The 25,706-nt window shown below is 62.8% G+C and carries 21 protein-coding genes; 2 read left to right on the top strand and 19 right to left on the bottom strand.

Features of this window, described 5'->3' with window-relative positions; genetic code table 11:
* Positions 1-3 precede the first annotated feature (3 nt).
* Positions 4-1,167 (top strand): hypothetical protein, encoded by a 1,164-nt coding sequence (locus JT360_RS16175; protein ID WP_214472649.1) that lies wholly within the window; start codon positions 4-6, stop codon positions 1,165-1,167.
* A 42-nt stretch (positions 1,168-1,209) separates the two neighbouring features.
* On the opposite strand, the gene JT360_RS16180 is transcribed toward JT360_RS16175, so the two are convergent.
* The 18 genes from JT360_RS16180 to tssA are packed head-to-tail and all read right to left on the bottom strand — an operon-like array spanning position 1,210 to position 21,132.
* Positions 1,210-2,226, bottom strand: a complete 1,017-nt coding sequence (locus tag JT360_RS16180; protein WP_214472650.1) for a hypothetical protein — start codon at positions 2,224-2,226, stop codon at positions 1,210-1,212.
* 17 nt (positions 2,227-2,243) lie between these two features.
* A complete protein-coding gene (locus JT360_RS16185) occupies positions 2,244-3,332 on the bottom strand; it encodes a DUF2169 family type VI secretion system accessory protein (RefSeq protein ID WP_214472651.1) in 1,089 nt (362 codons plus the stop codon).
* Positions 3,333-3,335: 3 nt separating this feature from the next.
* Positions 3,336-3,824, bottom strand: coding sequence for a hypothetical protein (locus tag JT360_RS16190; RefSeq protein WP_214472652.1), 489 nt, complete (start codon positions 3,822-3,824; stop codon positions 3,336-3,338).
* Entirely contained in the window at positions 3,824-4,216 is a 393-nt protein-coding gene (locus JT360_RS16195) for a hypothetical protein (RefSeq protein ID WP_214472653.1), read from the bottom strand. The genes JT360_RS16190 and JT360_RS16195 overlap by 1 nt, the downstream gene beginning before the upstream one ends.
* Positions 4,217-4,222: 6 nt before the next feature.
* Positions 4,223-5,056, bottom strand: a complete 834-nt coding sequence (locus JT360_RS16200; protein ID WP_214472654.1) for a DUF4150 domain-containing protein — start codon at positions 5,054-5,056, stop codon at positions 4,223-4,225.
* A gap of 2 nt (positions 5,057-5,058) precedes the next feature.
* Complete coding sequence (gene tagF / locus JT360_RS16205) at positions 5,059-5,601, bottom strand: type VI secretion system-associated protein TagF (protein WP_214472655.1); 543 nt, start codon at positions 5,599-5,601, stop codon at positions 5,059-5,061.
* The gene (gene tssM, locus JT360_RS16210; RefSeq protein WP_214472656.1) at positions 5,583-9,119 is read right to left on the bottom strand and encodes a type VI secretion system membrane subunit TssM; all 3,537 of its coding nucleotides are present in this window, start codon (positions 9,117-9,119) and stop codon (positions 5,583-5,585) included. The genes tagF and tssM overlap by 19 nt, the downstream gene beginning before the upstream one ends.
* A 1-nt stretch (position 9,120) precedes the next feature.
* A complete protein-coding gene (gene icmH, locus JT360_RS16215) occupies positions 9,121-10,443 on the bottom strand; it encodes a type IVB secretion system protein IcmH/DotU (protein ID WP_214472657.1) in 1,323 nt (440 codons plus the stop codon).
* A gap of 4 nt (positions 10,444-10,447) precedes the next feature.
* Entirely contained in the window at positions 10,448-11,782 is a 1,335-nt protein-coding gene (gene tssK, locus JT360_RS16220) for a type VI secretion system baseplate subunit TssK (RefSeq protein WP_214472658.1), read from the bottom strand.
* 39 nt (positions 11,783-11,821) lie between these two features.
* A complete protein-coding gene (gene tssJ / locus JT360_RS16225; RefSeq protein ID WP_214472659.1) occupies positions 11,822-12,274 on the bottom strand; it encodes a type VI secretion system lipoprotein TssJ in 453 nt (150 codons plus the stop codon).
* 3 nt (positions 12,275-12,277) lie between these two features.
* Complete coding sequence (tagH, locus tag JT360_RS16230) at positions 12,278-13,750, bottom strand: type VI secretion system-associated FHA domain protein TagH (RefSeq protein ID WP_214472660.1); 1,473 nt, start codon at positions 13,748-13,750, stop codon at positions 12,278-12,280.
* Positions 13,747-14,814 carry a type VI secretion system baseplate subunit TssG gene (gene tssG / locus JT360_RS16235; RefSeq protein ID WP_214472661.1) on the bottom strand — a complete coding sequence of 356 codons (1,068 nt, stop codon included), beginning with the start codon at positions 14,812-14,814 and terminating at the stop codon, positions 13,747-13,749. Before tssG ends, tagH begins: the two co-directional genes overlap by 4 nt.
* Entirely contained in the window at positions 14,778-16,652 is a 1,875-nt protein-coding gene (gene tssF, locus JT360_RS16240) for a type VI secretion system baseplate subunit TssF (RefSeq protein WP_214472662.1), read from the bottom strand. The genes tssG and tssF overlap by 37 nt, the downstream gene beginning before the upstream one ends.
* Before the next feature lies 1 nt (position 16,653).
* Positions 16,654-17,409 carry a type VI secretion system baseplate subunit TssE gene (tssE, locus tag JT360_RS16245; protein WP_214472721.1) on the bottom strand — a complete coding sequence of 252 codons (756 nt, stop codon included), beginning with the start codon at positions 17,407-17,409 and terminating at the stop codon, positions 16,654-16,656.
* Entirely contained in the window at positions 17,396-17,857 is a 462-nt protein-coding gene (locus JT360_RS16250) for an Hcp family type VI secretion system effector (RefSeq protein ID WP_250888842.1), read from the bottom strand. Before JT360_RS16250 ends, tssE begins: the two co-directional genes overlap by 14 nt.
* A gap of 47 nt (positions 17,858-17,904) precedes the next feature.
* Positions 17,905-19,410: a type VI secretion system contractile sheath large subunit gene (tssC, locus tag JT360_RS16255; RefSeq protein WP_214472663.1), complete on the bottom strand. Its 1,506-nt coding sequence runs from the start codon at positions 19,408-19,410 to the stop codon at positions 17,905-17,907.
* 3 nt (positions 19,411-19,413) lie between these two features.
* Positions 19,414-19,953 carry a type VI secretion system contractile sheath small subunit gene (gene tssB, locus JT360_RS16260; protein ID WP_214472664.1) on the bottom strand — a complete coding sequence of 180 codons (540 nt, stop codon included), beginning with the start codon at positions 19,951-19,953 and terminating at the stop codon, positions 19,414-19,416.
* Between the two features lie 6 nt (positions 19,954-19,959).
* On the bottom strand, positions 19,960-21,132 hold the full coding sequence (gene tssA, locus JT360_RS16265; RefSeq protein WP_214472665.1) for a type VI secretion system protein TssA: 1,173 nt from the start codon (positions 21,130-21,132) through the stop codon (positions 19,960-19,962).
* Positions 21,133-21,468: 336 nt separating this feature from the next.
* Here tssA and tssH point away from each other — a divergent pair, with 336 nt between their 5' ends.
* Positions 21,469-24,261, top strand: a complete 2,793-nt coding sequence (gene tssH, locus JT360_RS16270) for a type VI secretion system ATPase TssH (RefSeq protein WP_214472666.1) — start codon at positions 21,469-21,471, stop codon at positions 24,259-24,261.
* 377 nt (positions 24,262-24,638) lie between these two features.
* Here the strand turns inward: tssH and JT360_RS16275 are convergent, their stop codons facing one another.
* Positions 24,639-25,637, bottom strand: coding sequence for an alpha/beta fold hydrolase (locus tag JT360_RS16275; RefSeq protein WP_214472667.1), 999 nt, complete (start codon positions 25,635-25,637; stop codon positions 24,639-24,641).
* Positions 25,638-25,706 lie beyond the last annotated feature (69 nt).

Here is a 25,706-nt window from a genome sequence, read left to right on the forward strand (position 1 = left end):
TCCATGCAGCGGATTGCGACGATCCCGGCGATCATCGAGCAGCATGTCGAGGATGCCGCGTTCCTGTGGCACCGTCGTGCACGGGAGATCGATGGCCACCTGATGGGCCCCTTCGACATAGGCCGCATCGACCAGCGGCTCGACGCCAATCTCGACGGGCTGTTCGCAGCCGGCCAGGCGGCGTGGGATCTCGTGGCGGCACGCTTTGCCGACTACCAGGAGCCGCCCGAACTTTTTCTACTCGGGTCCCTGGCGTTCGAATGGCGATCCGCGCCCGCCATCAAGTTTGCCCTTGAGAGCGCGGGACCGCTTGGGAAGTCCGGGCTGTCGGCGCTGTCGGGCGCGGTTGCGCGCAGCTCGCCGGACAGGTTGAAGCCGTTCGTTGCGCGTTGGCTGGATTCGACGGTCGCAATGGAGCGTGCATTGGGGGTTGGCGCGCTGTATCACCATGGAGCCAATCCCGGGCCCAGGCTCGCGGAGCTGCTGACCGACCGCGACGCCGAAGTGCGGCGTAGGGCGCTGAAGCTCGCCGGTGCGCGGCGGCGTCGCGATGTGATCGTCGAGGTTGCGGCCTGTATGGAAGCGCGTTGCGCGGAGGAACGGCTGCAGGCGGCGGTCGCGGTATCCTTGCTGGGCGAGGCTCGGCTGGCGCAACCCGTGCTTGACAAGATGTTGGTCGGCTATCCGGAGTTTGCGGGAGCCGTCATGGAAATCCGGCTGCTCACCACACCGTCGATCGCGGCGCGGTCATGGTGGCAGCAATTCGTATCCACCTCGGCAACGCGGGAAGCGGCAGTCGCGGCGAGCGGACTGCTGGGTGACATGGCGATCATGCCCTGGCTGATCGAGAAGATGCAGTCGCCGGAACTTGCTTATGCAGCTGGGCTCGCCCTTCGCGACTTGATCGAGATTGACTTCAACGACACCGACGTGTTCGTCACGGAGCCGGCCAAGCTGGGGCCGGAGTTCGAGACTATAGAGGCGACGCTGCTGCCTTCCGCTTCGCGGACCCAGGCCTGGTGGGACAATGGGAAAGGCCCGGCGAGGTTCGATAAATTTCAATCAATGCGGCGGCTGAAGCTGGACGCAATGAGGAAGGCGCTTGCCAACGCGGAGATCGCGCTGACCAATTGGAGGCGTTCACGCCCAATTCCGGCGTGGATGTGAAGGACTGTCTAAGGACGCGGGGCGCTTCAATTCAATCACACACTAACGAACCTCGCTCACAAGCGCGGCAGCACGCATGCCGGCCTCTGATGCGGCTTCGCACATGGCGACACGGCCGGGAGCATAGGCCTTGGCGAAACTGTCGGCGGCAATAAGCAGGGTGAGCGCACCAGCTCCGGCGCCGATGTCGCCGATCGTCATTGCGGGATAGGCCATCGGAAAGGTCTCGCGGCGTGTCCGGTAGAAGCGTGCACGCCCGATCAATGTCTCCCACGCGCTGTACCGTTCGCCATTGTCGCTGCCAACAATGAATTTGATGTCGGACTCGGTCGGCCCCTTGCCTTCGATCGCGGTACGGCAGGCAGCCACCAACGCCCTGCCTTGGCTGTTGTTTTCCGACAGCACGGAGTTTTCCTCCATCGCGGCGCCGACCCCGTGAATGGTGCACTGGGCGGCCAAACCGCGACCGGGCGAGCGGCGCAGACAGACGACGGCTGCACCTTCGCCTGGCACAAGACCCTGCGCATTGTCCTCGGCCTTCAAGCGGTTGGCAGCCATGAGCCGCGCGATGTCCTTGTCGTTCACTAGGCTGTCGACGCCACCCAGCAGAACCTGCTCGACTCCCGACGTTGCCAGGAGGTCCGCCGCCCGATCCAGCAGCCCGATGCAGGCCGCTGCGCCCCCATCGAAGACGCGCGAGGATGGATGGAACCTTTCGCCCAGGTTGTCTTGCAGGCCGGCGAGAAACTGGCTGGCCGGTATCTCCGAGAAAGCCAGGTGGTCCCGGAACGCCTCCGGCGTCACCAACAGCAGAGCGCTGGCGCCAGCAGAAACACCGCTTTTTTCGAGCGCCTCGCCCACCGCGCGCGCAGCCATGCTGGTGAGCCACGCGTTCTCGGTGAGGCGAAGGGAATAGTGTGAGGGGATGCGGGAAACGGTCTGATCCTCGCCGAACGGGTCGGTGAGGGTACGCCGCTCGAACGCGGAAAGGCTGGCCCGGATTGCTGCAAGTGTCTGGCGGGCATTGAGGCCGGCTGGTGTCACGGCGCCACCGCCCATGATGTAGATCGGAGCCCTCAGCCCAGCCATGTCGCCCTCGCGGCGATCAGTCCGTCGTCGCCGCGCGGGCTGAGATAGGCCTTGCGCTTGCGTCGCGCGAGGAGAAAGGCAGGCGTCACATGGCCGAAGACGATCTCCCTGAGCACGGGCGTGTTGCGCCTGGTAACCATGGACAAGCGCGATTTAAGCGTGACGCGGCGCAAGTCCGGCTCAATGACGACCGTGTCGATGTGGAACGGATGATCCTCCGCGCGGTTATCGTAAAGAAGGCGGATCGGAGCCACGACACGTGGTATGCGGAAGTCCCAGCGGCCATCCGGTGTCATGCCGATGACGCTGACCTCCTCGCCCTCGTTCAACCGCTGCAGTTGCTGGTCGGCGGGCGCGCAGAGATTGTGGCGCGGATCGAAATTCCTTGGCGGAAGAGGCCACTGATTGTCGATCCAAGCCTGATCGTAAGTGCCCGCTAACGGCAGCCTTGGATGCCAGCCACGCCCGATCACCCCAAACCCGGCCGGTCTTGGCTGATCGGACGGGCTACGGAACGGCTCACTCGCATAGGTAACGTTTGGTGCATGCGTCTTCACGGCCCTGTCGGCGGAGCGGGCGTGATGGAAACCGACGCCAAGCGGGTTACGCGGATCGGTCCTGCCGCTGTCATCGGTACCGCCGTAAGCGCGCTCGTAGATGATCGGCATCCTCGCGAAGGGGTGTGGCTGGCTGTAGCTGCCCGCATCGTAGAGGCGGTCGCCGGTCACGTTGAGCACCTTGCGGATGCTTGCCACCTTCAACCCGACCTGCATCTCTTGGACGCGCCCCTCGCGCGGCGCATATGCCTGGCCGTTCAAGATAATGTCGATCCCCGGCTTGGTCCAGGCGATCTCGCCTTCATAGCGGGTTGACGAGCAGGCAGGGTCGCCGAATGGCACGTCGCCAAAGCTTACCGGCAGTTGTTCCACGGCTGGCTGAAATTGCGTGGCATCTCCCGGCATATCGAAGCTGGCCGAGAAAACCGCCAGGAAAACCTCGTTGCCGTCAGCATTTGCCTGGACAAAGGTGCCGGCAACGAACGGCGTGCGATTCTCGATCCAGACCGCGAACATCATGGATCAGCACCAATTGCCTTTTTCGTTCTGGCCGATAGGCCAATACGGCATGCAGGCGACGAGCTTGACCAACTCCTCCTCGCCGGCGTCGATCAGCCATTGAAGCAGGAAGATTTCGGCCGCGACGCCAGTTTCTTCACCCGCGCTGACATTGACCGTGACGCATTTCAGCCAGTAGCGGCGTATCACCCAGACCACCTGCGGACTGGCTGCGGCACCCGCGACACGGTCATCGAAGGCTTTCTCAAGGGCCTTCTCGCGGCTGCCCTGGAGCTCCTCTTCGGTGGAAATGATGTCTGCCCACCATTCGGCCGCGATGTCGTAGGCATCCGTCAGCTCCGCCACATACTCGGCGAACAAGGTCCTGTGCATCGGGCTGGCCTCGTCGTGCTTGCGAGCGACACGGATATCGTGCGGCGGGGCGACATCACGGGGCTGCGCGAGTAAGCGCCTGATACCGAGATCTGAACTATAGCGTGTGATCAGGGCCACTATTCAACCTCGTCTTCGGGATTCATGGCCATCGGCACAAAGCACAGGCCATCGATGAGGGGCTGGAGTTCCGGGGCAAAATGCCGGACGTTGATGATGAGGACTTCGACCGGCCACTCGAAACCCTGGCTTCGGCCACCGCTATCGACGCCCCACTTCTCTTCTGGCTCATCGCCCTCAGGGCGTTGCGCATTGTTCCAGGCCACAATCTCAAGGTAATGCTTGCGGAAGATCGCAAGCACCCGTGGGTGCCCCGCGATCCCGGTCGGCCAGCGCTTCCAGACAGCCTGCCCTTCGTCGGCGATCATGTCATCCCACCAATCCTCCAACTCGGGCTGGATGGTGATCAGTTCGCTGATGTAGCTGTCTCTGATTTCTTCTATACCGCGCATTGCTCGTCACCCAATTGCCACGGGCATATCGTCGATAAAGTTCTTGGCATATTTCGCGGCTGGAGAGCCTTGCGATGTCGAGCATCGACCACAATGGGGTTTGACCGATTCCGGCGTCGAGAAATGAGCCAGGAAGGCGTCGGGCGAATTCTTCATGTTACACCCACCCATCTCCCACGCAACGCAGAGCGGCGGTTGATGATCATGGACCATCTCCTGCTTCATCTCGTCGTTGGGAGGCGTTGGAACCAGTTTTGAGTAGCGACCCCGTCGGGTCTTCTTGCATTGCCAACAGGCCTTGCCGTTGACCTTGGCCGACTGGTCATCAGTGCGTTTTGGACGGTGCGCGACCCGATCATATTTGACCGCGCATTTCGTCGTCTTCTGATCGGTGGTCAACGTCGCCAGAAACTTGTTGAACGCGGCCGGGTTGACGCAATTGGGCGGCGGGTCGCTGGCGGTGTTCTGGTCCATCGTGTCGCCATGACGGTCGACGCCCTTGCCTTCCGCCTTTACCGTGAACGACCACAGCTTGAAGACGCCCTTCCCCTTGATCTTATGGGTTATGACGCCCGCGCCGAGGCCTTGGGTGGCGGGCTCGTTGCCGGTGCTGGTCGAGATTTCCGACGCATTCTCGATAGCTGTCGGCTCGCCATCGATCTTGACGCTCTTGGTGCCCTTGGTCAGGTCGGATGATGACAGCATATTGACGTAGGGTACCGGAACCGGACCCGCGGGCGGGGATGGCGGCGACAGACAGACATCGCCGGGCGCAATGCCCTGGCCGTTGCTGCCCTTATGGAAAAAGCCCATCTTCTCGGCATAGACGCTCAGCCCCATGGTCAGGACTCCTGCGGCACGGCACGCGCCGCGCGCATTGCCGGCAGCGCGTTGTCGGCGAGGTCATGAATGTCAGCGAAGGCGAGTTCACGCACCTCCCAGTCATCCGTCCAGAAAACGATGCGATTCAGTGCGGAGAACTGTCTTGGCGGTTCCAGCGCCCGCAGGCGCGCCGCGATGTATTGCTGGTCCCAAAGCTCCTTCACAGTCAGTTTGGCGATGTTCGCCATGCCCTCAAACCAGGGATCCGCTGCCTCTGGCATCGCGCCAATGCTCACAACAGCGAACGGATAGCGGCGGCCGATACGGTCCTGGCTCATGCGCCAAGCACCGGCGCAAGGTTGTTCAGCAAAAATCGCGCCCTGGACGACGAAGCGCCAGACGCGGTCATCGAGGTCCTCGTGCTCATCGGGCCGTGCCAGCAATTCCATCGACATCCATCGGTCCCAGCGGTCGATGAAGGTGCGCGGCAGGTTCCAGGCGACGAAGTCTCCGGTTGCCGGGATCTTGCCGAAGAAACCGATGCTCATATCTGCGGCGGACATGTGAACTTCTTGAACATTTCCAGATTGTAGGGGTTCTCGACGCTGGCGGCCTTGAGTTCGAAATCGGCGTACATGCCTTTCGTTCCCAGGCGCAGGCTGTAGACATCGGACAGCGACGTGCCGGCGAAGCGGCCGCTGCGCAGCATCCTCAGCCATGCCCAGCTGCCGGTCTCGTTGAGCAGGATTTCGGGCGACCCGTCGATCGGCTGGAAGGCGAGCGAAATCACGCCGGTGCCATCCTTGCCGGGCCACGTCATCGGTTGCGGCCGCGTCGCATTGTTGTAGTAGGCAAGGGTCTGGCCGTCGAGATTGAGCGTCACGCGCGTGACGTTCGGAGACAGGTCCTTCGGTTCGAGCGTAAAGCTCATCACCGGTCCGGTACCCCCGGGAAAGAGATCGTCGCGGATATGCCTGGCCTGCTCGAACGCCGCCAGCGCCGAAGGATCGAGGCCGAAATCGGCGCGCCATTTCCATGGCTGGCTGGTCGTGTCGACATAGTTGATCAGGTGGTCGTTGATGAAACCGTCGATCAGCCCAGCCGGTCCGAACAGCCTGGCGAAATCACGCACATTGACGTCGACCGCGCTGTCGGCGCTGAACGGATAGCGGTCGTTCAGCGCCGCCTGGCAGAAAGGCAGAATGTCAGCCCGCCAGATGGCATTGAGTTCTGAAGCGACCGCCTTCTGGGTCAAATTGCTGGTGTCACCGGCAATCCCGCCCAGCCAGCTGTTGATAGGGTCGGGCAGGATCTGTGCCTGCCTGCCCACCGCGCCCGTCAGTTCTGCAAGGCCACCCTGCTTCTTGATGGCATCCTGCGGATTGGGGTTCGCGGTGACAGTCTGCAGTACGTTCGAAAGCGCGGTCAGCGCGACAATTGCGGCATCCAGTGCCGGCGGCTGGCCGTCGACCTCAGCAATCGTGCTCTTGAGCGGCTTGAAATGTTCGGCCACCAGATTGCCGGTCATGTCCACCTCGCTGGCTGATCCGGCGCGGGGAAGCAGCTTCGCACCGCTTGTCGCCAGCTTGCCGAGCTTGCCCAGCTTGCCGAGCAGTTTGGAAGCGCCCTTCGCCGCCGCCTTGTCGTCGGCGGGCGCCTCGTCGGAGCGCGTCAGTTCGGTCTCCTGGACGATCGCTGTCAGCAGCCGCTTCAGTGCTGAATCAGCACTCGAGAGATCCTTCAGGTTCTCGCTGGCGACATTGAGATCGGTCAGTGGCGCGAGCCTCATGTCCCGCAGGAAGCTGTCCCATTGTGCGATATAGTCGTCATAGTAGAGCTTCAGAATATCCTCGGACAGCGCCGAGACCGACGTTTCGGAATTCTCCGAGCAGCCGCCGGCGAAAACCGCACGGTCGAGTGCCGCCTGGGCGGCGACATCGTCGATGCCGTCGAGGATGGCGTCGTGGAAGCCGGAATAGGTGAATGCCCCGGCAATGCCGACGCGAAGTGTCTTGTCGGAACGCCGCGCAAACACCTTGCCGCCATTGGGGCCGGCGAAATTGGCCGGGATCCACTCCTTGAGCCCGGCCACCGCCGGATCGGCCAGCAACTGTTTGTAGGCACGGGCCGGCAACGAGATCGTGCACACCGTTTTCAGCGCTTCGGCAACCAGGGCCTGGTCCGGCGCGACATAGCTTTCGTCGACCGTCATCCGGCGGATGGCGGCAAGCTGATGTTCCTCGGCATCGGCGGTCGGAAATGGTGCCGCGGCGGCGAATTCGGGCAAGTTGTTCACCCACCAGTTCTGGGCGAAATCGGGGTCCATCTGCGACAGACCCGTCATCATGCGATAGGTCTTCAGCGCGCCGAGCATGAAATCCGGATCGCGGATCTGCCGCCACATGGTCGCCTCGAGCAGTGCGATCATCCGCGGCTCGAGGACGTTGCGCAGCGCGTGGTCGTAGGTGTCGGCCTGTGCCCGCACCAGTTCCGCCGAGGCCGATGGCCCCAGCAGATCCTGGGCGGCTCCCGGCGGCGCTGTCCGTGCATTGGCGACCGCGTCCATCGCCTCGAGCGCGCTGTCGATGGCAGGCTGCTCCACCGATGCCGGAGTTGCGGCGGCAGAGGTCAGCGGCGTTTGCAGGGCCTCAAACTGGCTCGCCTGCGCCGTGATCGCGTTGCGATTGTCAAAATAGGACCAGGTGAACAGCCCGCCGGCCAGCAATGCCGCTACGCCACATGCCGCCGCCGCGCCCCGCCAGATCCAGGCGCGGCGGCGTTGCGCCAGCGGATCGAACGTTCCGAGACCGGCTTCCTTGAAGATGACATCGGTGAGCAGGTTCTTCAGGAAGAAGCTGCGTTTCTCGACCCTTGGTGCGGGCAGGACCCGCCGTGGCGGAAGGCCGAAGGACGAAGACAGCGCCGCGGTCAGCCGGTCGATGGGTGCTCCTTCCTGCGTCGCCGACGTCAGATAGAGGCCACGCAGCCAGGCGGCCTCCTCATACCGGCTTTCGCCGAACATCGCCTCGACCAGCACCTGGATCGGTTCGGACAGGCTGGACAACTGGGCAGGAAATCTGAAGATCTCGGCACGGGCGGCGAGTTTGTCCTCATCCTCCAGGCGCGGCACCAGCCGCCGCTCGAGTTCCGTTGCCAGCGTCGAAATCTCACGTTCGATAGCCTTGGCATCCACACGTGCGTCCAGCGCGAAAGTCGTTCCCCATACCTGCTCGCGCGCGGCGGTGGACAGACCGCCGAAGAAAGCCTCGAAGCCCTTGATCAGATCGGCCTTGGTCAGCATCAGATAGACCGGAAGGCGGATTTCGAGCCGGTCGTTGAGTTCGGCCAGCCGGCGTCGGATCTTGCGGCCGTGTGCCTTGATCGCTTCGTCGCCCTCCGAAAGCACGTCGATCGAAAGCGCGACGATCACGCCGTTAAGCGCCCGGCGGCCGCGATGCTTCTTCAGAAGGTCGAGAAAGCCCAGCCATTCCGCCGCGTCCACGTCAGGCTGGCTCTCCTGCTGGACATAGCGGCCGGCGGTGTCGATCAGAACCGCGTTCTCGGAAAAGAACCAGTCGCAGTTGCGGGTGCCGCCGACCCCCTGCAGGTCGTCCGTGAGGTCGATCGGAAAATTCAGTCCGGACTGCCGCAGGGCCGTGGTCTTGCCGGTGGCCGGTGGCCCGACGATCACATACCACGGCATCTCGCGCAGGAACTTGCGTCCACCCAGCTTGCGGCGTTTCAGTTCGGCCATCACCTCGGCGAACTTGGCACCCACGGCCGCGACGTTTTCTTCGCCGGGGCTGAGCGGCTTTTCCGCCACAGGTGCTGCGATCTCGGCGACGAACATGCGGTTGGCGCGGATCGCCCGGCGTTGGGCGACGATCAGCCAGATCAGCCAGAAAATGACCAGCAGCGCGATGATGACGATGCGCACATTTTCAGAGGCGAACGGTTCGTAGGGACCGACCCTGACGATCGGACCGAACACCCAGATAACCAGGGAAAGCAGCGTGATGCCGATCAGCGTCCACAGCCAGCGTGATGTCAGAACTGCCCAGAGGAAGCGCAGGATGAACATCTCACAGCCTCTTTTCGACGAGCACCTCGACGCGGCGGTTCAAGGCTCGCCCCTCGCGCGTGCTGTCGCTGGCCACTGGATCGGTGGCCGCACGGCCCTCGGCATGAATACGGTCCTGCGGCACGCCGTTCTGGATCAGCATGTCGGCAATCGTCTGGGCGCGAGCCTCCGACAGTCGCTGGTTGGTCGACAGCGGATTGGTCTTTTGCAGAGGAACGCTGTCCGTGTGACCGATCACCGTGATGTTTCCGATCAGCTCCTGATTGGCGAGGATCACCTTGGCGATCGAACCGATCAGGGGCTCGAAGCCTTCGGTCAGTTGTGGCCGCGACGATTGGAACAGTTCGGGGTTGGAAGCCTGGATGATCAGCTTGGCCAGCGAAACGCTTTCGGTGCCGCTGAGGGCTGACCTCAGGTCGGCCGGTGCGCCTGCCTGGAATTCCGGCAACAGCGCAAAATCCACTTTCTCCGGCGGCGGGGCCTCGACCTTGGGCGACGTACGGCTGATGTCGCCGCGTTCAGGCGGCGGCAATGCGCGCACAAGCGCGGAAAGCTCGACCGCCTGGCTGCTCAGTCCCATCGAGAGCCCGACATGGATTGCCGTGGCAATAACCGCCGCACCAAGCGCCATGACCCAGATTGGAACGATGAAGCGCTGCGGCTCGTCGGACGCGATCACACCTTTCCAGTTTGGCGACAGCGGCGCGCCTTCGGCATCGGCATCGCGCAGGAAGCGAGCCGCCGCCACGCGAACGGCGTTGAGCGAGCGGTCGCCTGACCGGCCGGGCACGCGATATTTGCCGCGGAAGCCGAGCGCCATGCAGTCATACTGCAGTTCCAGCAATTCGCGGTCGCGGTTGGGATGGCGCTCCAGTTCGTCGAGACGCGTGAAGAACTGCGTGCCGGCATCGACATCGCCGCGCAGCATCACCACAAGCGGCTGCCGCGGCCAGGCGCTGGCCCCGCCCCATGGCGTGTTCAGGGCGAGATCGTCGAGCAATGCCGCCACGACCCATGCTGCCTGGTCGGCCCGCTCCAGCGAGGACCCCGTCGCCATTGCCGTGTCGCGTGCCCGAACCAGTTCTTCGAGCAGACGGGTGCGCAAAGCTTCCGGATTCTCCGGCGGCAACGCGCTTTCAAGCTCGGGCGCGAATTCCAACAAGGGCGCGAATGCGTTGACAAGCGCGTTCGGATGGGTGCGAGACCGCTTTACTGCCGCACCCGACAACAGCGGCGCCATCGGCCGCGGCATCGGCGCGCCGGTTAGCCGTATGCGGGTGCGTTCGCGATCCTCCGACAGTCCGAAAGGATCATCGCGGCTCATCATCTCACCTGTTCACCGAATAGCAGTCCACCTGCGGCTCACTGGGCAACACGCCCGAAACGCCGATGACGAAGCCGGGGGCATCGAGCAGCGACGCCCAATGCTCGCTTTTCTGGTCCAGTTCGAGGCATAGCCGATCGCCATCGTAGGGGATCTCGCGCGGCTGGGAATGAAGCGGTTTCAGCGGAATGCCGGGCAGACGCGATTTCCACAGGCCCTCGAACTGGTCGGCCGAGCCGACAGTCGCCTGATTGACGAAGATCTTGCGCAGCGCGTCCTCCGACAGCTCCGAACCGACCCGGATGACGATCCGGCTGGCCACCAGCAGCTTCGGGTTGTCGATGCGGATTTTCCAGACATTGGTCGAATGCCGCATGACAGGCAGCGCACGCGACTTGGGCTCGATGTAGCGCAGGCTGAGGATCAGTGAGCGCAGGGCATCCGCCAGCGCCGAATACGCAGGGCCGGGCGCCATGTGATCGTAGGCCGGCAACTCGCCCAGCCGCCGGGCACTCGATCCGTAGGTCGCCATCGAACCGGCGAGCCCGGCAAGTTCAAGGTAAAGCTCGGCCGGATGGAAGACGTCCTGAGCCAGCATGTGGGCCAGCCGCGGACGCGCCGCATTGGCGAGATTGAGCATCAACAGGTCTTCGACGCTGCGTCCTGGCCCGCCCATGACCATCTTGCCATGTGCTTCGGCGATCTGATCCAGGCCCGTGACCACTTCCAGCAGTAATTGCCGGTACCAGCCCACGGCGCCGGTCACCAGCGCCGGCGGCAGGAACGCCTCGTCCAGAGAGACACCACCATCGGCTCGAACCCCCTTGAGGTCGGCGATCGGCAAGGCGGTGTAGCCACCGACCGACTTGCCCGGTGCAAGCAGCAGCGCCTGTGGCCGGGCGATTTCGATTTCTTCGGGGTCTGAACCGCCCTGGACGGCATCACGCACCGAAACGATCCGTCCGTGATAGCGCGCGCCCGAAGCGGCGGCGTGTGCCGGATCGAAGCCGACACCGCCGGGAGGCTCCAGCGGCAAGGCGACCAGCACCGGTCCAGCGCCCGTATCTGGAGTGACCGGCAACGGTCGCGGCGCGTCCATCAGGTCTGGAATGGAGAAAGGTGTCCCGTCCGGGAAGATGCCCCGTGCGGACAGGATCGAGATCTGGCCGGCCTCCAGCAATGCCTGGTCCAGCGTCAACTGTTGGAAGCCAAACGTGTGCAATTGGCCGGCCTGCAACGCGCCGCGCACCGTCGCCTCGAAGAAGCGATCCTGCTGCTGGAAATGCTGGGTCCGCAGGAAAAGGCCCTCGGACCACAGCACCCTGTTTGCATCGCTCATGCCGCTACTCTCTGCATTGAGCTCCCCTTGCCCTGGCCGCTAAGCGGAAATGCCGCCGCTGCCAAGCGTGACATTGATGGTGAATTTTGATCCCGGCGACACGGACTTGGTTGTCCGCCAGTTCCTGCCAGTGGGCTCGCGGATCAGCGCAACAAAGCCCAGCGCCGTCGCGTCCGGCTCGACGGTGATGGTCTTGGACGCGCTCTTTCCCGGCCCGACGGCGATCTGGTCGGATCCGATGAGATCACCTGCCAGCGCGGTGCCGGCATCGCCCTGCAGGGCAAAGTAATCGGCGGAATTGAATTTACCGGTGCCGCGCAGCCGCATGACGAGGACGGTTACCGGCCGGTCGCCGCCGCCTGGTCCCGGGTTCATGCCGGCCCCGCCGGTCACGTTGACGGTGATCACCGAAGGTTTCGGCGGACCGCTCTGGCACGCCGCCAGCAGCCCGGTTGCGCCCAGGGCAACGATAAATTCGCGTCGATCGATCATGCCTCACTCCTCCTCATATGCGTCCCGAAAATCAGCGCCGATTTCGCCAAGAAAGCTTTTTTCCGCGCTCTCGGCGATTTCACGATGGCGTTTCTGGTAAAGCTCCCACAGCTTGGCGCCGCGCCCGCCCGAAAGCAGGGTGCCGATCGCGGAATTCGATTTCAGCTCCTGCTCGATCGCTGCCGGATCAAAACGGTCGATCATCCGCCGCAAGGCGCCCTGTACGCCGCGCCAGGCACGCACGTGATGTTGAGCGAGATCTCGAACCGCGTCGGCGATTGCCGCTTCGCCCGCCAGAAAGCCGGGGCTGCGCTCGGCGATAAGCGTGACGATGGCATCGTCGACCGTCGGCAGAAATTTGAGCGGATTGACTTCGGAAGCTCCGACCATGGTCTGGGCGACACGCGCGTTTCCCTTTTCCTCCGCTCGCTTGCGCAGAAGCTGCATCAGGCCTTCCATCATCAGCCGATATTCGCGGCCAAACTTCTCCATCTCGGCGATCGTGTCGCGGCCGGGGAAGTCAGCTTCCTCGATGCCCATGCCGTGCAGGAATGCGGTACGAAGCGCCATGTCCGCCTGCGGCGGCGTTGCCGGCGACCGGGCTGGTCTGGGAGCAGCGTTCGCTCGAGGCAAAAGAGCGGCTTCCCCCGTCTGCACGGGCAAATCCCAGGGGTTGGCGGATTGCGGTCTTTCGGCGACGCGCTCGCGCTTTCCAGCCGCGCCGGCGCCGTTCACCGAACTGGGTGGCGGGGCTGGTCCGAAACCAAAATCGTCGCTGAAATCGGACGGCTTTCCGGCAACGACGTCGGCTGCGCGGTTGAGGGACGGCACCGGGTCGAGGCTGAACGGGTCCGCCTGGTTCGCCACGCCGCCCTGTTCGAGATGACGGGCCACGCCTTTCGAAACAGGTGTTGAAACCGGATCGAGGCTGAACGGGTCATCGAAAGCAGGCGAGCTGCGCTTGTCGGAGGTGGCACGCCCGAACGCGCCCGCGACCGGCTGCTCGAACGGGTTCGGCAGGTCGGCCGGACGTGGCCGTCGCGGCGCCTCCTCGACCTTGGCGGAGAAGAAGTCATCGCGGCCGATGCTCACCGGCGCCCGCGATGCCGGCGGCAGGCGGTCCGGAACCGGATGGCCGGCAGCTTGTGCCTGGGCGGTCGGTATCTGCAGGTCGACATGGATGACGTAGTCGCCCAGCCTCAGCCGCATGCCGCTGTGAAGGCGTGTCGACTTGCCGGGACCGAGCGGACTGTCGGAGTCATTTATGAACAATCCGCTGCTCGACGTATCGGTCACGAAATATCCGTCGCGCCCGCCAGAGATCTTGCAATGGGCCCGCGAAACGAACATGTCGGGATCGTCGATCTGCCAGCCCGCATCGGCGCTGCGGCCGATCACCAGCTCGCCCTCGTCCAGCCGGGTCTGCCGCACCGCCTGGTTGCGTGGCCCTTGCTCCAGCGTCAGCAGCAGACTCATGCCGCGACCCCCGCCATCTCCGGCCGCCATCCGACGATTGTCCGCAGCCGCATGTCGTCAGCATCGCCCCTTTCAGCGGGCCGCGCAAGCCAGGCGGTCCGGCCGAGCCGCACCGCTCCGATGCGGGGCGGCGGCACGGCTTCACGCGCAAGCACGATGCGCAGGTCGACGTCGAGCGATTCCCCGACCATGTCGTGAACGGCTTGCTTGAACAGTTTAAGCCGCTGGCCGCCAGGCAGGAACGCCTTGAAGGCCTCATAATCCAGAGGGCCGACCCGCAGTTCGATCCTGCTTTGACGGTTGAAAACCCGAGGGCCGATCGTCGCCCCCCGGCCGAGCGCTGCATAGGCTTTTGCAAGGCGGGTCTGGAGCCCGGTTGGTATCGTTATCCAGGCGGCAATGAACTCTTTGATCTCAACCGGTACCTTGAATGCTTCCGCCAGGAACAGCGTCAGCCGTTCCGGGCCATCGACCTGGCTGGCGAGCGAAGCCGCCTGGCGAAGTTTTACCGTATCGAGATCGGGATTCTGCGTGCCTGGAAGACCAATCCCAGCCATGGCTTCTAGCATGGCGCGAACGCGCCCACCGACGGCGCGTTCAACCTGTACGGCCGGATGCGCATCCGCCCATGCCCGATAATAAAGGGCGATCATGCGGTGCTGCAGAATGTTGACGAAGTCCACGAATGTCGTGTCGCTGGTCTGCTGCGCGTCGGCGCCGGTAAACCAGCGCTGCGACAGACGATCGAGCACCCAGCGCGTCAAATGAAGGGGCATGGGGCCTTCGGGTCCCATCAGGCCGAGATTTGCGATCGTGACCCGGGCCGGAGCCTTGTCGTTCGCATCGCGGAATTCAACCACGTCCCTGGCCGAAAAGCTGAGACGCACATGCTGCCCGAGCCTTGCCGGCTCGCGCTCCGGCGAGCCGGAATAGCCGAACAGCCCGCCCCGCCGTTCGAGCCTGCGCAACAGTTCGAAAAAGTCGAACGTCTCGGAAAACCCCTCGGCCCGGTTCGGGTCGGTCATGTCTAGATCAGGTAGCGATTGCCGGGCGTCATCGGCCATGGCACATCCTCCTGCTTCTGCAGCAGCCGCGTACGGGTACGCACGAAGCCATTTATCCCGGCATGACGGGCAAACAGCCGTGCGAGCAAGGCCGAAAGCAGCAAGGTGCTTTGGCCTGCCAGGACTGACTGGTCCACATGCAATGTCACTTCCGTGCCGCGTCCGAAGCACATTGGCCCGTCGATCTGCAGCCGTTCGATGACCGACCGTGAGTCGATGCGGACGATCGAATGCACGTTGCGGGCGAGGCTCGGATCGCCCCGGTCGGCATAAAGATCAAGCAGCGCATGCAGCGGATCGACGCCGCGACCTTCCTTGGCGAGGCTGAGAAAATTGAGCGCCAGCTGTGCCACGAGCCGCCAGGCGAGATTGTCGGCGCGGGATTCGCCCGCCGCGCCCGCCGGCAGCGCCGCGGGGATAGCCGGGCGAGGCGGACGCAGCGCACCGAGAAGCCGCACCGTTTCGACCGGGTCGCCGGCTTCCAGCGTCAAGGTAGGATTGTCATCGAGGATCGGCAGATCGCGGTTGGTGCAAAGCGCCACGACGTCGACACGCTTAAGCGGCCGGTTCGCCTGGCTTTCCACCGGGCGTGAAATCGCCAGGAAAACATCATCCCCCGTGTAGGACGTGCGGGTCAGCCCATCGCGCCGCTCTTCTTCTGTGGCGCGTCGTGGGCGCCGCTCGGTGGAATAGACCCAGCCGCTGCCGCGGTTCTGTCCGAGACTGAAGAGCTCCGGAATTTCGGCGTCGCTGCCCCCTGTGTCGGCGTCCTCGACGCGGATGACCCGGTAGATTTCGAAGTCGCGCGCCCGCGTTCGGTCGGCGTGCAGCACCTGGCGCGTCTTGCGCGGATCAAGCTCAATGACGTTGCACTCACGCTCGAAGAGATTGATGATCGGCGTTGCGAAAAGCTCGAAATCAGCCGGTGTCAGGTTGGCAAGCTCAGGCACTGGACGCCTGAACATGAAGACGATCTCCAGCCCTGCCGCGCAGCGGCGCACGACGGGCTGCAGCCCGCATACCCGCGCATAGTGAAAGCGCTCGGGCATCATGAAATATTCGCGTAGCAGACGGTACCCCTCGAATGTCGGACGGGTACGGGGCATCAGGGCCTCGTCGTCGCTGATGCCGATCATTTCGGGTTCCGGCAGGGGCGACAGGGGGTTGGTCTTGCCTTCCGCACGTGCGCCGACGGCTGAGCAAGCGCCGAAGATGGCGTCGAAAAGCAGCGGCGCTTTGGTGCGTCCGGCAAAGTAGAGATCAAGCCGGTCGAGCGCCAGTTCGTCGAGCCTGCCTTTTCCGGTTCGGGCCAGCACGATTCGCAGCGCCGCCTCGCCGCCCGCACCGCCGATCGGCGCTATGCCCGCCGCCGCCAGCGCGCTGCGATCCTGGAAATAGCTTACCGAGGTGATCGCTATCGGCCACAGCGTGATGTCCTGGGCGGTGCTGAACGTGCAGCGCGTCGAAAGGCCAGGCTGCAGGCCCGAGACCAGCCGGGTGTCGCGCTTGACGACATGGCCGGTGACCATCGTCTGGACCTGTTGACCAGGTTTCAACACCACGATCGCGGTTGCCGGCGCAGGCGTGACCAGATCGGGATAGAGGACGTCGAGCACGCTTCGCGAGAACCGCGAGCGTTCCGCATCGACCTTCAGTCGTGTGCGCGCGGCGAGAAAGGCGACGCCGTCAAGCAACCGTTCGACATATGGATCCGGGCACGGAACCGTGTCGAGCGACAGGTTGCGGGCGACCGCCGGGTGCATGTCGGCAAATTCCGCCGCGAGCGCACGGATATGGGTCAGTTCCTCCTCGTAATATTCTACGAAGACCCGATCCATCTCAGGCCTCCCTGAATTCGGTCCGCGCCAGGCCGTTATCGAGATTGATCGTGGTGCGCAGGCGCATTCGTTCCGGCGTCGGCGTCATGATCAGAACCGCGTCAATCTCGATCTTCAGGCCCACGCTTTTGTCGCCAAGCGTCACCGTGACATTCGTCGCGCTTTCCTTCAGACGCGGTTCGAACGTTGCAAGCACCGAGCGGATTTCCCGCGCCAGGGCTTCGCGATCAAAGTCGCGGGACGAACGACCAGAGAAGGAGGGCACGCCATAGTTGACCACGCTTCGGCGCACCTCCGGAAAGTCGGCGAGCGACGGTGGGTTGTCGCCTGCCTGCTCGCTTTCAAGATCGGAAAGAAGCGGGACAGCCTCGAAGCGCTCGGTGTTGAACAGGGCCTCGATATCGCGACGCACGGCCTCCCTGAGCACACGGGCCGACACGACCACCCCGCGGCTTTCTATCTCCGCGCGGTGCTGGGTCTGAAAGGCCAAGCGGTGCAGACGCCGCTTCTGATCGGCTGTCAGCTCCGCATCGGCATCGACGAGCCGAGCGTTGCCTGTGACCAAGGTCTCCAGCCGGTCCAGGCCGAGCTCGTCCTGCAAGGCCCGATGCAGCCCGTCTATCTCGGAGGTCATGCCCGGCAGGTCATTGACGAGGCGGTCCCAGAGAGAGGGCTGGACCGCTTCGCGTTTTGCTCGCGAACTGCCGGTACCCTGCAGCTTGTCCGCGTCGGGCCGCCGGCCCTCACTTGCCGACATAGACATCCATTTCAATTTCGTCATTGCCGTCATAGACGAACTTGATCTTCTTGTAGGCGAAGCTGACTTCCTCCTCGATCAGGTCTTCCTCATCCTCGGCCTGCGACATGTCGTATTCCATGATCGAGGCATCGGTCAGGGTGACGACCAGGTAATCCTTGGTCTCGCCATCGATGGTTCGGCGTGCCGAGAACACCACTTCGTCCAGGGCTTTGTTCTCGAACAACGCCTTTTTCAGGTAGGGCGAGGATTTGTCATAGTGCTTTGTGAACTTGATCATGCCCAAGGAGACACGACCCCGGCGCGAGAGCGAATTCGGATCGTAAGGGGCGACTATCTTGTAATCGACGCCATGGACTTCAATTTCGTCCGAGTGGCCGTCTCGAACGCTCGGGCCCTTGATATCCGGAACTTTTAGAAAGCCATCAATCTTCATGCTCGTGGGCATTGTCTTTCTCCACCGCTTTCAAAAAACCAAGATGTTGTTGCTGCAAATCAAGTCTTCACGGAAGGGAGTTCCGACACCAGCCGGAGCGAGGCATTGATGCCTTCCAACTGGTAATGCGGGCGTAGATAGAAGCGGGCATTGTAGTAGCCCGGCCGTCCTTCCACGCTGTCCACCTGGACTTCGGCCGCGGCAAGCGGGCGTTTGGCGCGCGCCTTGTCGTCGGCAAAGGCAGGGTTGGCCAGCACGTAGCGGTTGATCCATTCGGTCAGCCAGATCTGCATGTCGGAGCGCTCCTTGAACGAGCCGACCTTGTCGCGTGCAATGGCCTTGAGGTAGTGCGCAAAGCGCGAGACCGGGAAGAGATAGGGCAGGTTGGCGCTCAGCCTCTCATTGGACTGCGCGTCGGGGTCAACCAGCCGTCCCGCCCGTGTCTCGTCGTCCTGCAGTGAGTGTGCGCCGATGAATGCAGCGAGATCGGTATTCTTTCGATGCAGTATCGGCATCAGGCCGAGCTTGGCCAGTTCCGCCTCGCGTCGGTCGTCGATGGCGACTTCCGTCGGGCATTTCATGGCTATCGACCCATCATCGGTCGGGAAGCTGTGCACCGGCAGGTTGAGGACCGTGCCGCCATTCTCGACGCCGCGGATCTGCGTGCCCCAGCCATAGAGCTTGTGGCTGCGGTTAATGTTCACGCCCATCGGGAAGGCGGCGTTCATCCAGACATATTTGTTGTGATCACCCTGCACCTCTTCCTCGAAGGTGAAGCCCTTCACCGGAACGGTATCGGTGCCATAGGGCAGCCGGGCCAGGACGCGAGGCATGGTCAGACCGATGTAGCGAGCGTCCTCGCTTTCGCGTAGCGATTGCCACGAGGCGTAAGCGGGGTTGGAGACGATCTGCTGCAGGTCTTGCGGGTTGGGCAATTCCTGCCAGCTGTCCATGCGGAACAGCCGCGGCGAGGCGGCTGCGATGAACGGCGTGTGCGCCGAGGCGCAGATGCCCGAGATATTGCGCAACAGACCGACGTCGCGCGGGTGATTGGAGAATTCGTAGGCGCCAAGCACACAACCGATCGGCTCGCCGCCCAGCATCGAATACTCGTCCGTATAAACTTTCTTGAAGATCGGGCTCTGGTCCCACATCTGACCTTCATAGTCTTCGAGCGTGTCGGCCAGCTGTTCCTTGGAAATGTTCATCACCCGGATCTTCAGCTTCTGATCCGTCTCGGTGTTGTTGACGAGATACCAGAGGCCGCGCCATGTGCCTTCCATTTCGCGCACTTCAGGCGCATGCAGGATCTCGTTGACCTGTGTCGTCAACATCTTGTCGATGCCTGCTATCAGCGACTTGATCGACTTGATCGCATTGGACGAGATGGTCGTGGTGTCGGAACGCGACTGTGCCGCGAGCGCGAGATTGCGGACGAGTTGCTGCAGCTTCTCACTATCGTCCTTCTTGACCTTGAAATCCTTCTCGAGGAGCCCGCTGAATTCTCCGAGGTCGATGGCTTCGGCCTCGGCGGTGACGGCGGCAGTCTTTTGCTGTTCGGCCATGATTCACTCCCCTGCCTTGTCGTCGTCGGCCAGTGCCTGGCTGGCGATCCTGCCAAGCAGCGGCTCGTTGTTCAGAAGCTGCGCAATGCGTTTTTCGGCGTCGACGCGGCCATCCATGAAGCCGAGCAACTCCTCGAGCTGGCGCCGCATCTTGAGGATCTCGGCCAGTTGCGGCACCTGCTCGGCGATCTTGTCCGGAGCGAAATCGCCCATTTTCGAGAAGGTAAGATCGAGCGCCAGTTCCTCATCGCGCTCCTGGCCTTCGGCCTGCGGCAGCGTGTTCTTCACCCGGGCTTTGACGCGGGGCCCGAGCGCCTCCATGAATTTGGGGAAGCGGTTCGCGTCGGTCTCGACAAAGGAGCGGTCAAGCACCGACTTTGACGCCTCCTTGGTTTGCGATGCACCTGAAAGGTCGGCCATCACGCCCATCACAAACGGCAGTTCGATCGTCGTCGGGCTGCCGTAAGTCTCCACGTCATAGGCGATCTGCACCCGCGGCGCGCGATTCCGTTCGATGACCTTCGCTTTGCTTTCGGCTGGCATGTGCTGTTACCTTTCATCCTTCTGGGCCGTCTTCTTGACTTCGGGAACACCGGCAAGGAGCCGGAATTCCTTCAGCCCCGACGGGGCGAGATCTTCCATCAGTTCAACGAAATCCATATGCACCATCCGGCGCACACGCCGCGCCAAATGCGGAATCGGGCTCGATGGTTCGGTGCGGTCATAGAAGGCGACGACGAGGTCGAGGCATTTCACCACGTCGTCGCGCGAGGAAATCCGGTCCGGAAGCCCCGTGCTCGAGTCCGCGTAGCTTGCCACACTTGCCATAGTGTCGGCTCCATGACCGTTTCGAGCAGGCGTTGCCGGTTCTGCCGGCGGGGGCGGCTTGGCCGCGCCATTCGCCATGGCACCGGCTGCCGAATTCCGTTCGAGGGTCGTCAGCAAACGCTGCAGGAACCGCTTTAATTCCGGAACAGGAGCGCCACCGCCCTCGAGACGAGCATTGAGGGCGGTCTCGACCGCATCAAGGGCTGCGATCGCTGCCCGGGCGTCGGCGACCAGCGAGACCATCTCGGCGTTGGCTTGATCCATCTGTGCCGCGCATCCGGCACGCACCCGGTTCAACAATTGTCCGTGCGCACTGACCAGTGCGGCCTTTTCTGCTGCATTCAATCCCGAGGCGGCTTCCTGGAGCATGACACGGTCGTCGAGCGCGCCTTGTTCCAGATCGCGTCCGCTGATTGGCCCGATCGAACGTGGCGCAAAGAACGTCATTCGCCGCAGGTTCGCCAGCAACCCGTCCTGACCATTCTGGAGGTCGAGCAGCGCGTTGATGCGGCGCAATGCGGCATCGCGTGGCGACGCGTTGGGCCGCAATGCCGGATGCATGGTTTCCCAATGCTGACCGAAGGTCTGCGCAATGAGGGTCAGACCCTGCGCAAGCCCGGCCAGTCCTTGTTCATTGGCCAATGCCCGTGTGACGATGACGAGCAGGCGCAGATCCCGGCCATGCGCGCGCAATGCCTCCGCCTTTGCAAGCACGGCGGGCCAGTCGACCGGGATGGTGCTTTGCGAGGTGGCTCTGTTGTTGCCGTCGTGGACAACCTTGATCTCGGGTTCTGTCAGGCGCTCCAGCTCATGAAAAGCCGGGTCGTTGCGCAAATCCTCCCCGGACGGATTGTCACCGTCGAGTGGAGCAAGCCAGAGTGCGACATCAATCACACAAACCCCCAGCGACCGGCCCTCGAACCGTATGTGACCCAACGTTATCACACCGTTGTACTTTACCACAATTCAACGACTGCTCAAAAATTAACAGAAGCTAAACGCAACCTCCGCCTGAGTGCCGAAATCCGTGGCGTGATCGCCGAACGCATATGCGAAATGCACCGCGCAGGGCCACCAATTCCGTGGTTGTTTGCAGCCCGTGCCGCGGAACCTTCCACAAACGGAAGGAGCCGGCTGAACCGGGCAGCGAGACATCGGTCCGTCACCCGCTTTGTCAAGTGACGGCTTATGTGGCAGGTTATCGACTGGCAGATTGCAGGAGCACGTTCGATGGAACAGCGCCGGTCATCGCAGACCTTCAAACGCAAGGAACTGGTCGGCAAGCTCAATCCTGTGGGTTTGCGCGCCTTCAAGGCTGCCGCCGACGCCGCCAAATTGCGCGGCAATCCCTACGTCGAACTCGTCCACTTCATTGAGCAACTGGTGCTTTCCGACCGCTCGGATGTGCAAATGATAATCGCCGATGCGGGCGTGGATGCGAGCCGGTTTACAGCCGATATGACCCGCGCGGTGGACAAGCTGCCTTATGGCGCCACGTCGATCGAGGAATTTTCCGACCATATCTTCCACGCCATCCAGGAAGCCTGGAATCTGGCAACGCTTGAGTTCGGCGTCGAGGAAGTCCGCAGCGCACATATTCTCCTTGCTTGCCTGAAGACGCCGGTGCTGGAGGGTCTGCTGTCGAAGATCAGCGGCGAGTTTGACAAGATCGACGCCGAAGCGGTCATCGCGCGGTTCGCCGACGTCATGGAAGGTTCGCTCGAAGCCGGCGCAGCCATCACGGTTCCCACAGCCGAAGCGCCGAAGCGGGCTCTGGGCGGGGATTCGGCGCTGGCAAAATACGCCACCGACCTGACCCAGCGTGCCCGCGACGGCAAGATCGATCCGGTCGTTGGCCGTGATCCGGAGATCAGGCAGATCGTCGATATCCTGATGCGACGTCGGCAAAACAATCCGATCCTGACCGGAGAAGCCGGGGTCGGCAAGACCGCGGTCGTCGAGGGCTTCGCCTTGCGTATCGCCGAGGGCGACGTGCCGCCCACCCTGCAGAACGTCAGCGTGCGCATGCTCGATGTCGGATTGATGCAGGCGGGGGCAAGCGTAAAGGGTGAGTTTGAAAAACGGCTGAAGGCTGTCATCGATGAGGTTCAATCGTCCGAAACGCCGGTCATCCTGTTCATCGACGAAGCCCACACCCTGATCGGCGCTGGCGGTGCGGCGGGAACCGGTGATGCCGCCAACCTCCTGAAACCGGCGCTGGCGCGCGGCGAACTCCGCACGATCGCGGCAACGACCTGGGCCGAATACAAACAGCACATCGAAAAGGACCCGGCGCTGACCCGCCGTTTCCAGGTGGTAAAGATCGACGAGCCGTCGGAGGCGGTGGCCGTTCTCATGTTGCGCGGTGTGGCCGGCGTTCTGGAGCAGCACCACAAGGTACAGATACTCGATGAGGCGATCGAAGCGGCGGTCGGCCTGTCGCATCGCTACATTCCGGCACGGCAACTGCCGGACAAGGCGGTGAGCCTTCTCGACACCGCTTGCGCGCGTGTCGCCATATCGCAGCACGCCACGCCAGCCGAGGTCGAAGACATCATGCGCCGCCGCCAGGCACTGGAGGTCGAGCGCGGCATCATCGGTCGCGAGGCGGCGATCGGCATCGACGTGACTGACCGGCAGGCTCGGGTCGAGACTGGGTTAGCCGAAAGCGAGGTCGCGCTGGCCACAGCGCAGCAACGTTGGGATCGCGAAAAGGCCCTCGTTGCCGACATTCTCGAATTGCGCGCCAGGCTGCGCGGCGAAGGCGTGCCGCTCGATGCGGTCGAGACGCCGGAGACCAATGCCGAAACGGCAGGCGCGGACGCAGTGGAAATTCAGCCGCCCAAGTCCCAAACATCCAAGACCGAAATGCCTGAGACCAAAACAGCCAAGGCCGACGCGGAGACGCTGGCGGCTGCCGCCCCTTCACCCGATCCGGCCGCTGATCTTGCCCGGCTGCGCGAACTGATGGCCGAACTGGCCGAAGCCCAAGGCGAGACGCCACTGATCCTGCCGTCGGTCGACCGCAACGCCGTGGCTGCCGTGGTTCAGGACTGGACGGGTATTCCGACGGGACGGATGCTGTCGAGCCAGACCGAAAAGGCGCTGCGGCTCGCCGCAACCCTGTCCGAACGCGTGGTCGGCCAGGATCACGCCATGGAGATGATCGCCAGGCGCGTGCAGACCAGCCGCGCCGGTCTCGGCGCGCCGGAAAAGCCGGTAGGCGTGTTCCTGCTTTGCGGCCCTTCGGGCGTCGGCAAGACCGAAACCGCTTTGGCCTTGGCCGAGACGCTCTATGGCGGCGAACAGAACCTGATCTCGATCAACATGTCGGAGTTCCAGGAGGCGCATACGGTCTCTACCTTGAAGGGCGCTCCGCCGGGATATGTCGGCTACGGCAAGGGCGGCATCCTGACTGAGGCGGTTCGCCGCAAACCCTATTCGGTGATCCTGCTCGACGAAGTCGAGAAGGCGCATCCGGACGTGCACGAGATCTTTTTCCAGGTCTTCGACAAGGGGATGATGGACGACAGCGAGGGCCGGCGGATCGATTTCAAGAACACATTGATCCTGCTCACCTCGAATGTTGGCTCGGAGGTCATCATGGATCGCACCAGGAACGGCACGATACAGGCCGGGCTCGACGATCTGGACACTGCCTTGCGCAGCCCGCTGCTGAAGGTCTTCCCTGCGGCCTTTCTCGGCCGGGTGGTGACCATTCCTTACTATCCGCTCTCGGATTCAATGATCGAAGCGATCACCCGTCACCAGTTCGCCAAGATCGCCCGCCGCCTGCGCGCAACCAACGATGCCGAGCTGGTGATCGGCGACGGTGTCATGGATCTGGTCAAGGCCCGCTGCACCGAGATCGAATCCGGCGGGCGGATGATCGATGCCATCCTGACCAATACGTTGCTGCCGGAATTAAGCCGCGGCGTGCTCAACCGCTCGCTCGAGGGCGAAAAAATGACAAAGGTAACCGTCGGTGCCTCCAAGGAGGGCTTCACCTATTCCTTCGAGTAGGGAATGTTTGATGACGATTTGCTTCGGTTTCTTCGTGCATAGGCAGGCTGCGCCGAGCAGCCAGGGCCCGGCCTGTGGTGGTGAATTCGAATGACACAGTCGGTCGGAAGAATGGCGGTGAGCGTTGGCTATCGCGGAGAACCGTTCTCGAGTGAGCGTAGCTGATAGTTGTTGGTCGGCCCGACTGCTCGCGGGCTCTTACGGTCTGATCCTTTCGTCGCCATAGCCGCCCCATGCGGCCGGCGCTCTTGCGGCCTGCGCCGCTTAAATGCCGACGCAGCTATCAAGAGGCGCCGCAATCCAAGACCGCGACCCAGGTCTGCGTATTGCTCGCCGAAGTTCAGCCCTGCTGACTAACTTTATGGTCGCCGCTTTGACTAATTCGGCCGCCAATCCTGGAGCACGGTGCGCCCACTCAGGAACGCGTCGATCAGTTCGGATAGGGCTTCGGGTCTCTCTTCAGGGATGAAGTGCCCTGTGTCCTGCATCAGAACGGCGCTCACATTGGCCGCCACTTGGCCCATGCTTGCGGCCACTGCCCGGCCTAGACCGTAGCTTGCGCCAACCGCGAGCACGGGGATCGATAGTGGCTTGCGTGAAAACTCGATGTTGTCAGCGATATCGCGATCGATCGTGCGGTAGACCTGAAGGCTTGCCGCGAGCCGGCCGGGCTGCGCGTAGACTCCTTCGTAATAGGCGATATCGGCCTCGGAGAATCCACCTGGAACCACGTGAAATTGTTTATTGCGGTAGAACCAGTCTAGGAATTCCCTCTCGTGTCCCGCCAGGACCCTCTCAGCAAAATCGGGAATCTCGAAGAAGCCAAAGAACCACAGTGGATTGTGAAGAAAAGGAAGGGACTGTTTCGCTGTCCATGGACCGTCGGGCGCGCCTTCCACGATGACAAGCTTGTCGACCGCCTCGCGATGGATCGCCGCGTAGGCGTAGGCGATGGGCCCGCCCCAGTCATGCCCTACGATGGTCGCGCGCTGATATTTGAGGCTCGCCATAAACCGAAATAAATCCTCGGCGAGTGTCTTCTTGTCATAGCCCGATGCAGCGACTTGCGACTCGCCGAATCCGGGTAAATCGACGGCGATAATCGTGTGCTTGGCTGCCAGGAGAGACATGACTTTGCGCCACTCTCTCCAATCTTCTGGCCATCCATGGATCAACAAAATCGGCGGTCCCTTACCGCCAATCACGTAATGGATGCCAATGCCATCGGCGAATCGGGACTGAAAGCCGGCCGGGATGTCGGCTGCAGCACTCGCGGTGACCGGATGCAGATCTCGTTCCTGCGTAACGGCGTTTTCCGGGCCGGCAAGCGACAGGATGGTCGCCGCAACTGCGGATAGAATGAGCTTCTGGGTCATGCGCATAGCTTGGTCCTCTCGCAACCTTCGGGACGATGTCTTCCCGCTCGCGATGAGATAGCTCGCGAT

Source organism: Mesorhizobium sp. dw_380, assembly GCF_018588885.1.
GTDB lineage: Bacteria > Pseudomonadota > Alphaproteobacteria > Rhizobiales > Rhizobiaceae > Mesorhizobium.

Coding starts and splice junctions, on each gene's coding strand:
- JT360_RS16175 (WP_214472649.1), top strand. CDS start 4: ATGCAGCGGATTGCGACGATCCCGGCGATCATCGAGCAGCATGTCGAG.
- JT360_RS16180 (WP_214472650.1), bottom strand. CDS start 2,226: ATGGGCGGTGGCGCCGTGACACCAGCCGGCCTCAATGCCCGCCAGACA.
- JT360_RS16185 (WP_214472651.1), bottom strand. CDS start 3,332: ATGATGTTCGCGGTCTGGATCGAGAATCGCACGCCGTTCGTTGCCGGC.
- JT360_RS16195 (WP_214472653.1), bottom strand. CDS start 4,216: ATGCGCGGTATAGAAGAAATCAGAGACAGCTACATCAGCGAACTGATC.
- JT360_RS16200 (WP_214472654.1), bottom strand. CDS start 5,056: ATGGGGCTGAGCGTCTATGCCGAGAAGATGGGCTTTTTCCATAAGGGC.
- tagF (WP_214472655.1), bottom strand. CDS start 5,601: ATGTCCGCCGCAGATATGAGCATCGGTTTCTTCGGCAAGATCCCGGCA.
- tssM (WP_214472656.1), bottom strand. CDS start 9,119: ATGTTCATCCTGCGCTTCCTCTGGGCAGTTCTGACATCACGCTGGCTG.
- icmH (WP_214472657.1), bottom strand. CDS start 10,443: ATGAGCCGCGATGATCCTTTCGGACTGTCGGAGGATCGCGAACGCACC.
- tssK (WP_214472658.1), bottom strand. CDS start 11,782: ATGAGCGATGCAAACAGGGTGCTGTGGTCCGAGGGCCTTTTCCTGCGG.
- tssJ (WP_214472659.1), bottom strand. CDS start 12,274: ATGATCGATCGACGCGAATTTATCGTTGCCCTGGGCGCAACCGGGCTG.
- tagH (WP_214472660.1), bottom strand. CDS start 13,750: ATGAGTCTGCTGCTGACGCTGGAGCAAGGGCCACGCAACCAGGCGGTG.
- tssG (WP_214472661.1), bottom strand. CDS start 14,814: ATGGCCGATGACGCCCGGCAATCGCTACCTGATCTAGACATGACCGAC.
- tssF (WP_214472662.1), bottom strand. CDS start 16,652: ATGGATCGGGTCTTCGTAGAATATTACGAGGAGGAACTGACCCATATC.
- tssE (WP_214472721.1), bottom strand. CDS start 17,409: ATGTCGGCAAGTGAGGGCCGGCGGCCCGACGCGGACAAGCTGCAGGGT.
- JT360_RS16250 (WP_250888842.1), bottom strand. CDS start 17,857: ATGCCCACGAGCATGAAGATTGATGGCTTTCTAAAAGTTCCGGATATC.
- tssC (WP_214472663.1), bottom strand. CDS start 19,410: ATGGCCGAACAGCAAAAGACTGCCGCCGTCACCGCCGAGGCCGAAGCC.
- tssB (WP_214472664.1), bottom strand. CDS start 19,953: ATGCCAGCCGAAAGCAAAGCGAAGGTCATCGAACGGAATCGCGCGCCG.
- tssH (WP_214472666.1), top strand. CDS start 21,469: ATGGAACAGCGCCGGTCATCGCAGACCTTCAAACGCAAGGAACTGGTC.
- JT360_RS16275 (WP_214472667.1), bottom strand. CDS start 25,637: ATGACCCAGAAGCTCATTCTATCCGCAGTTGCGGCGACCATCCTGTCG.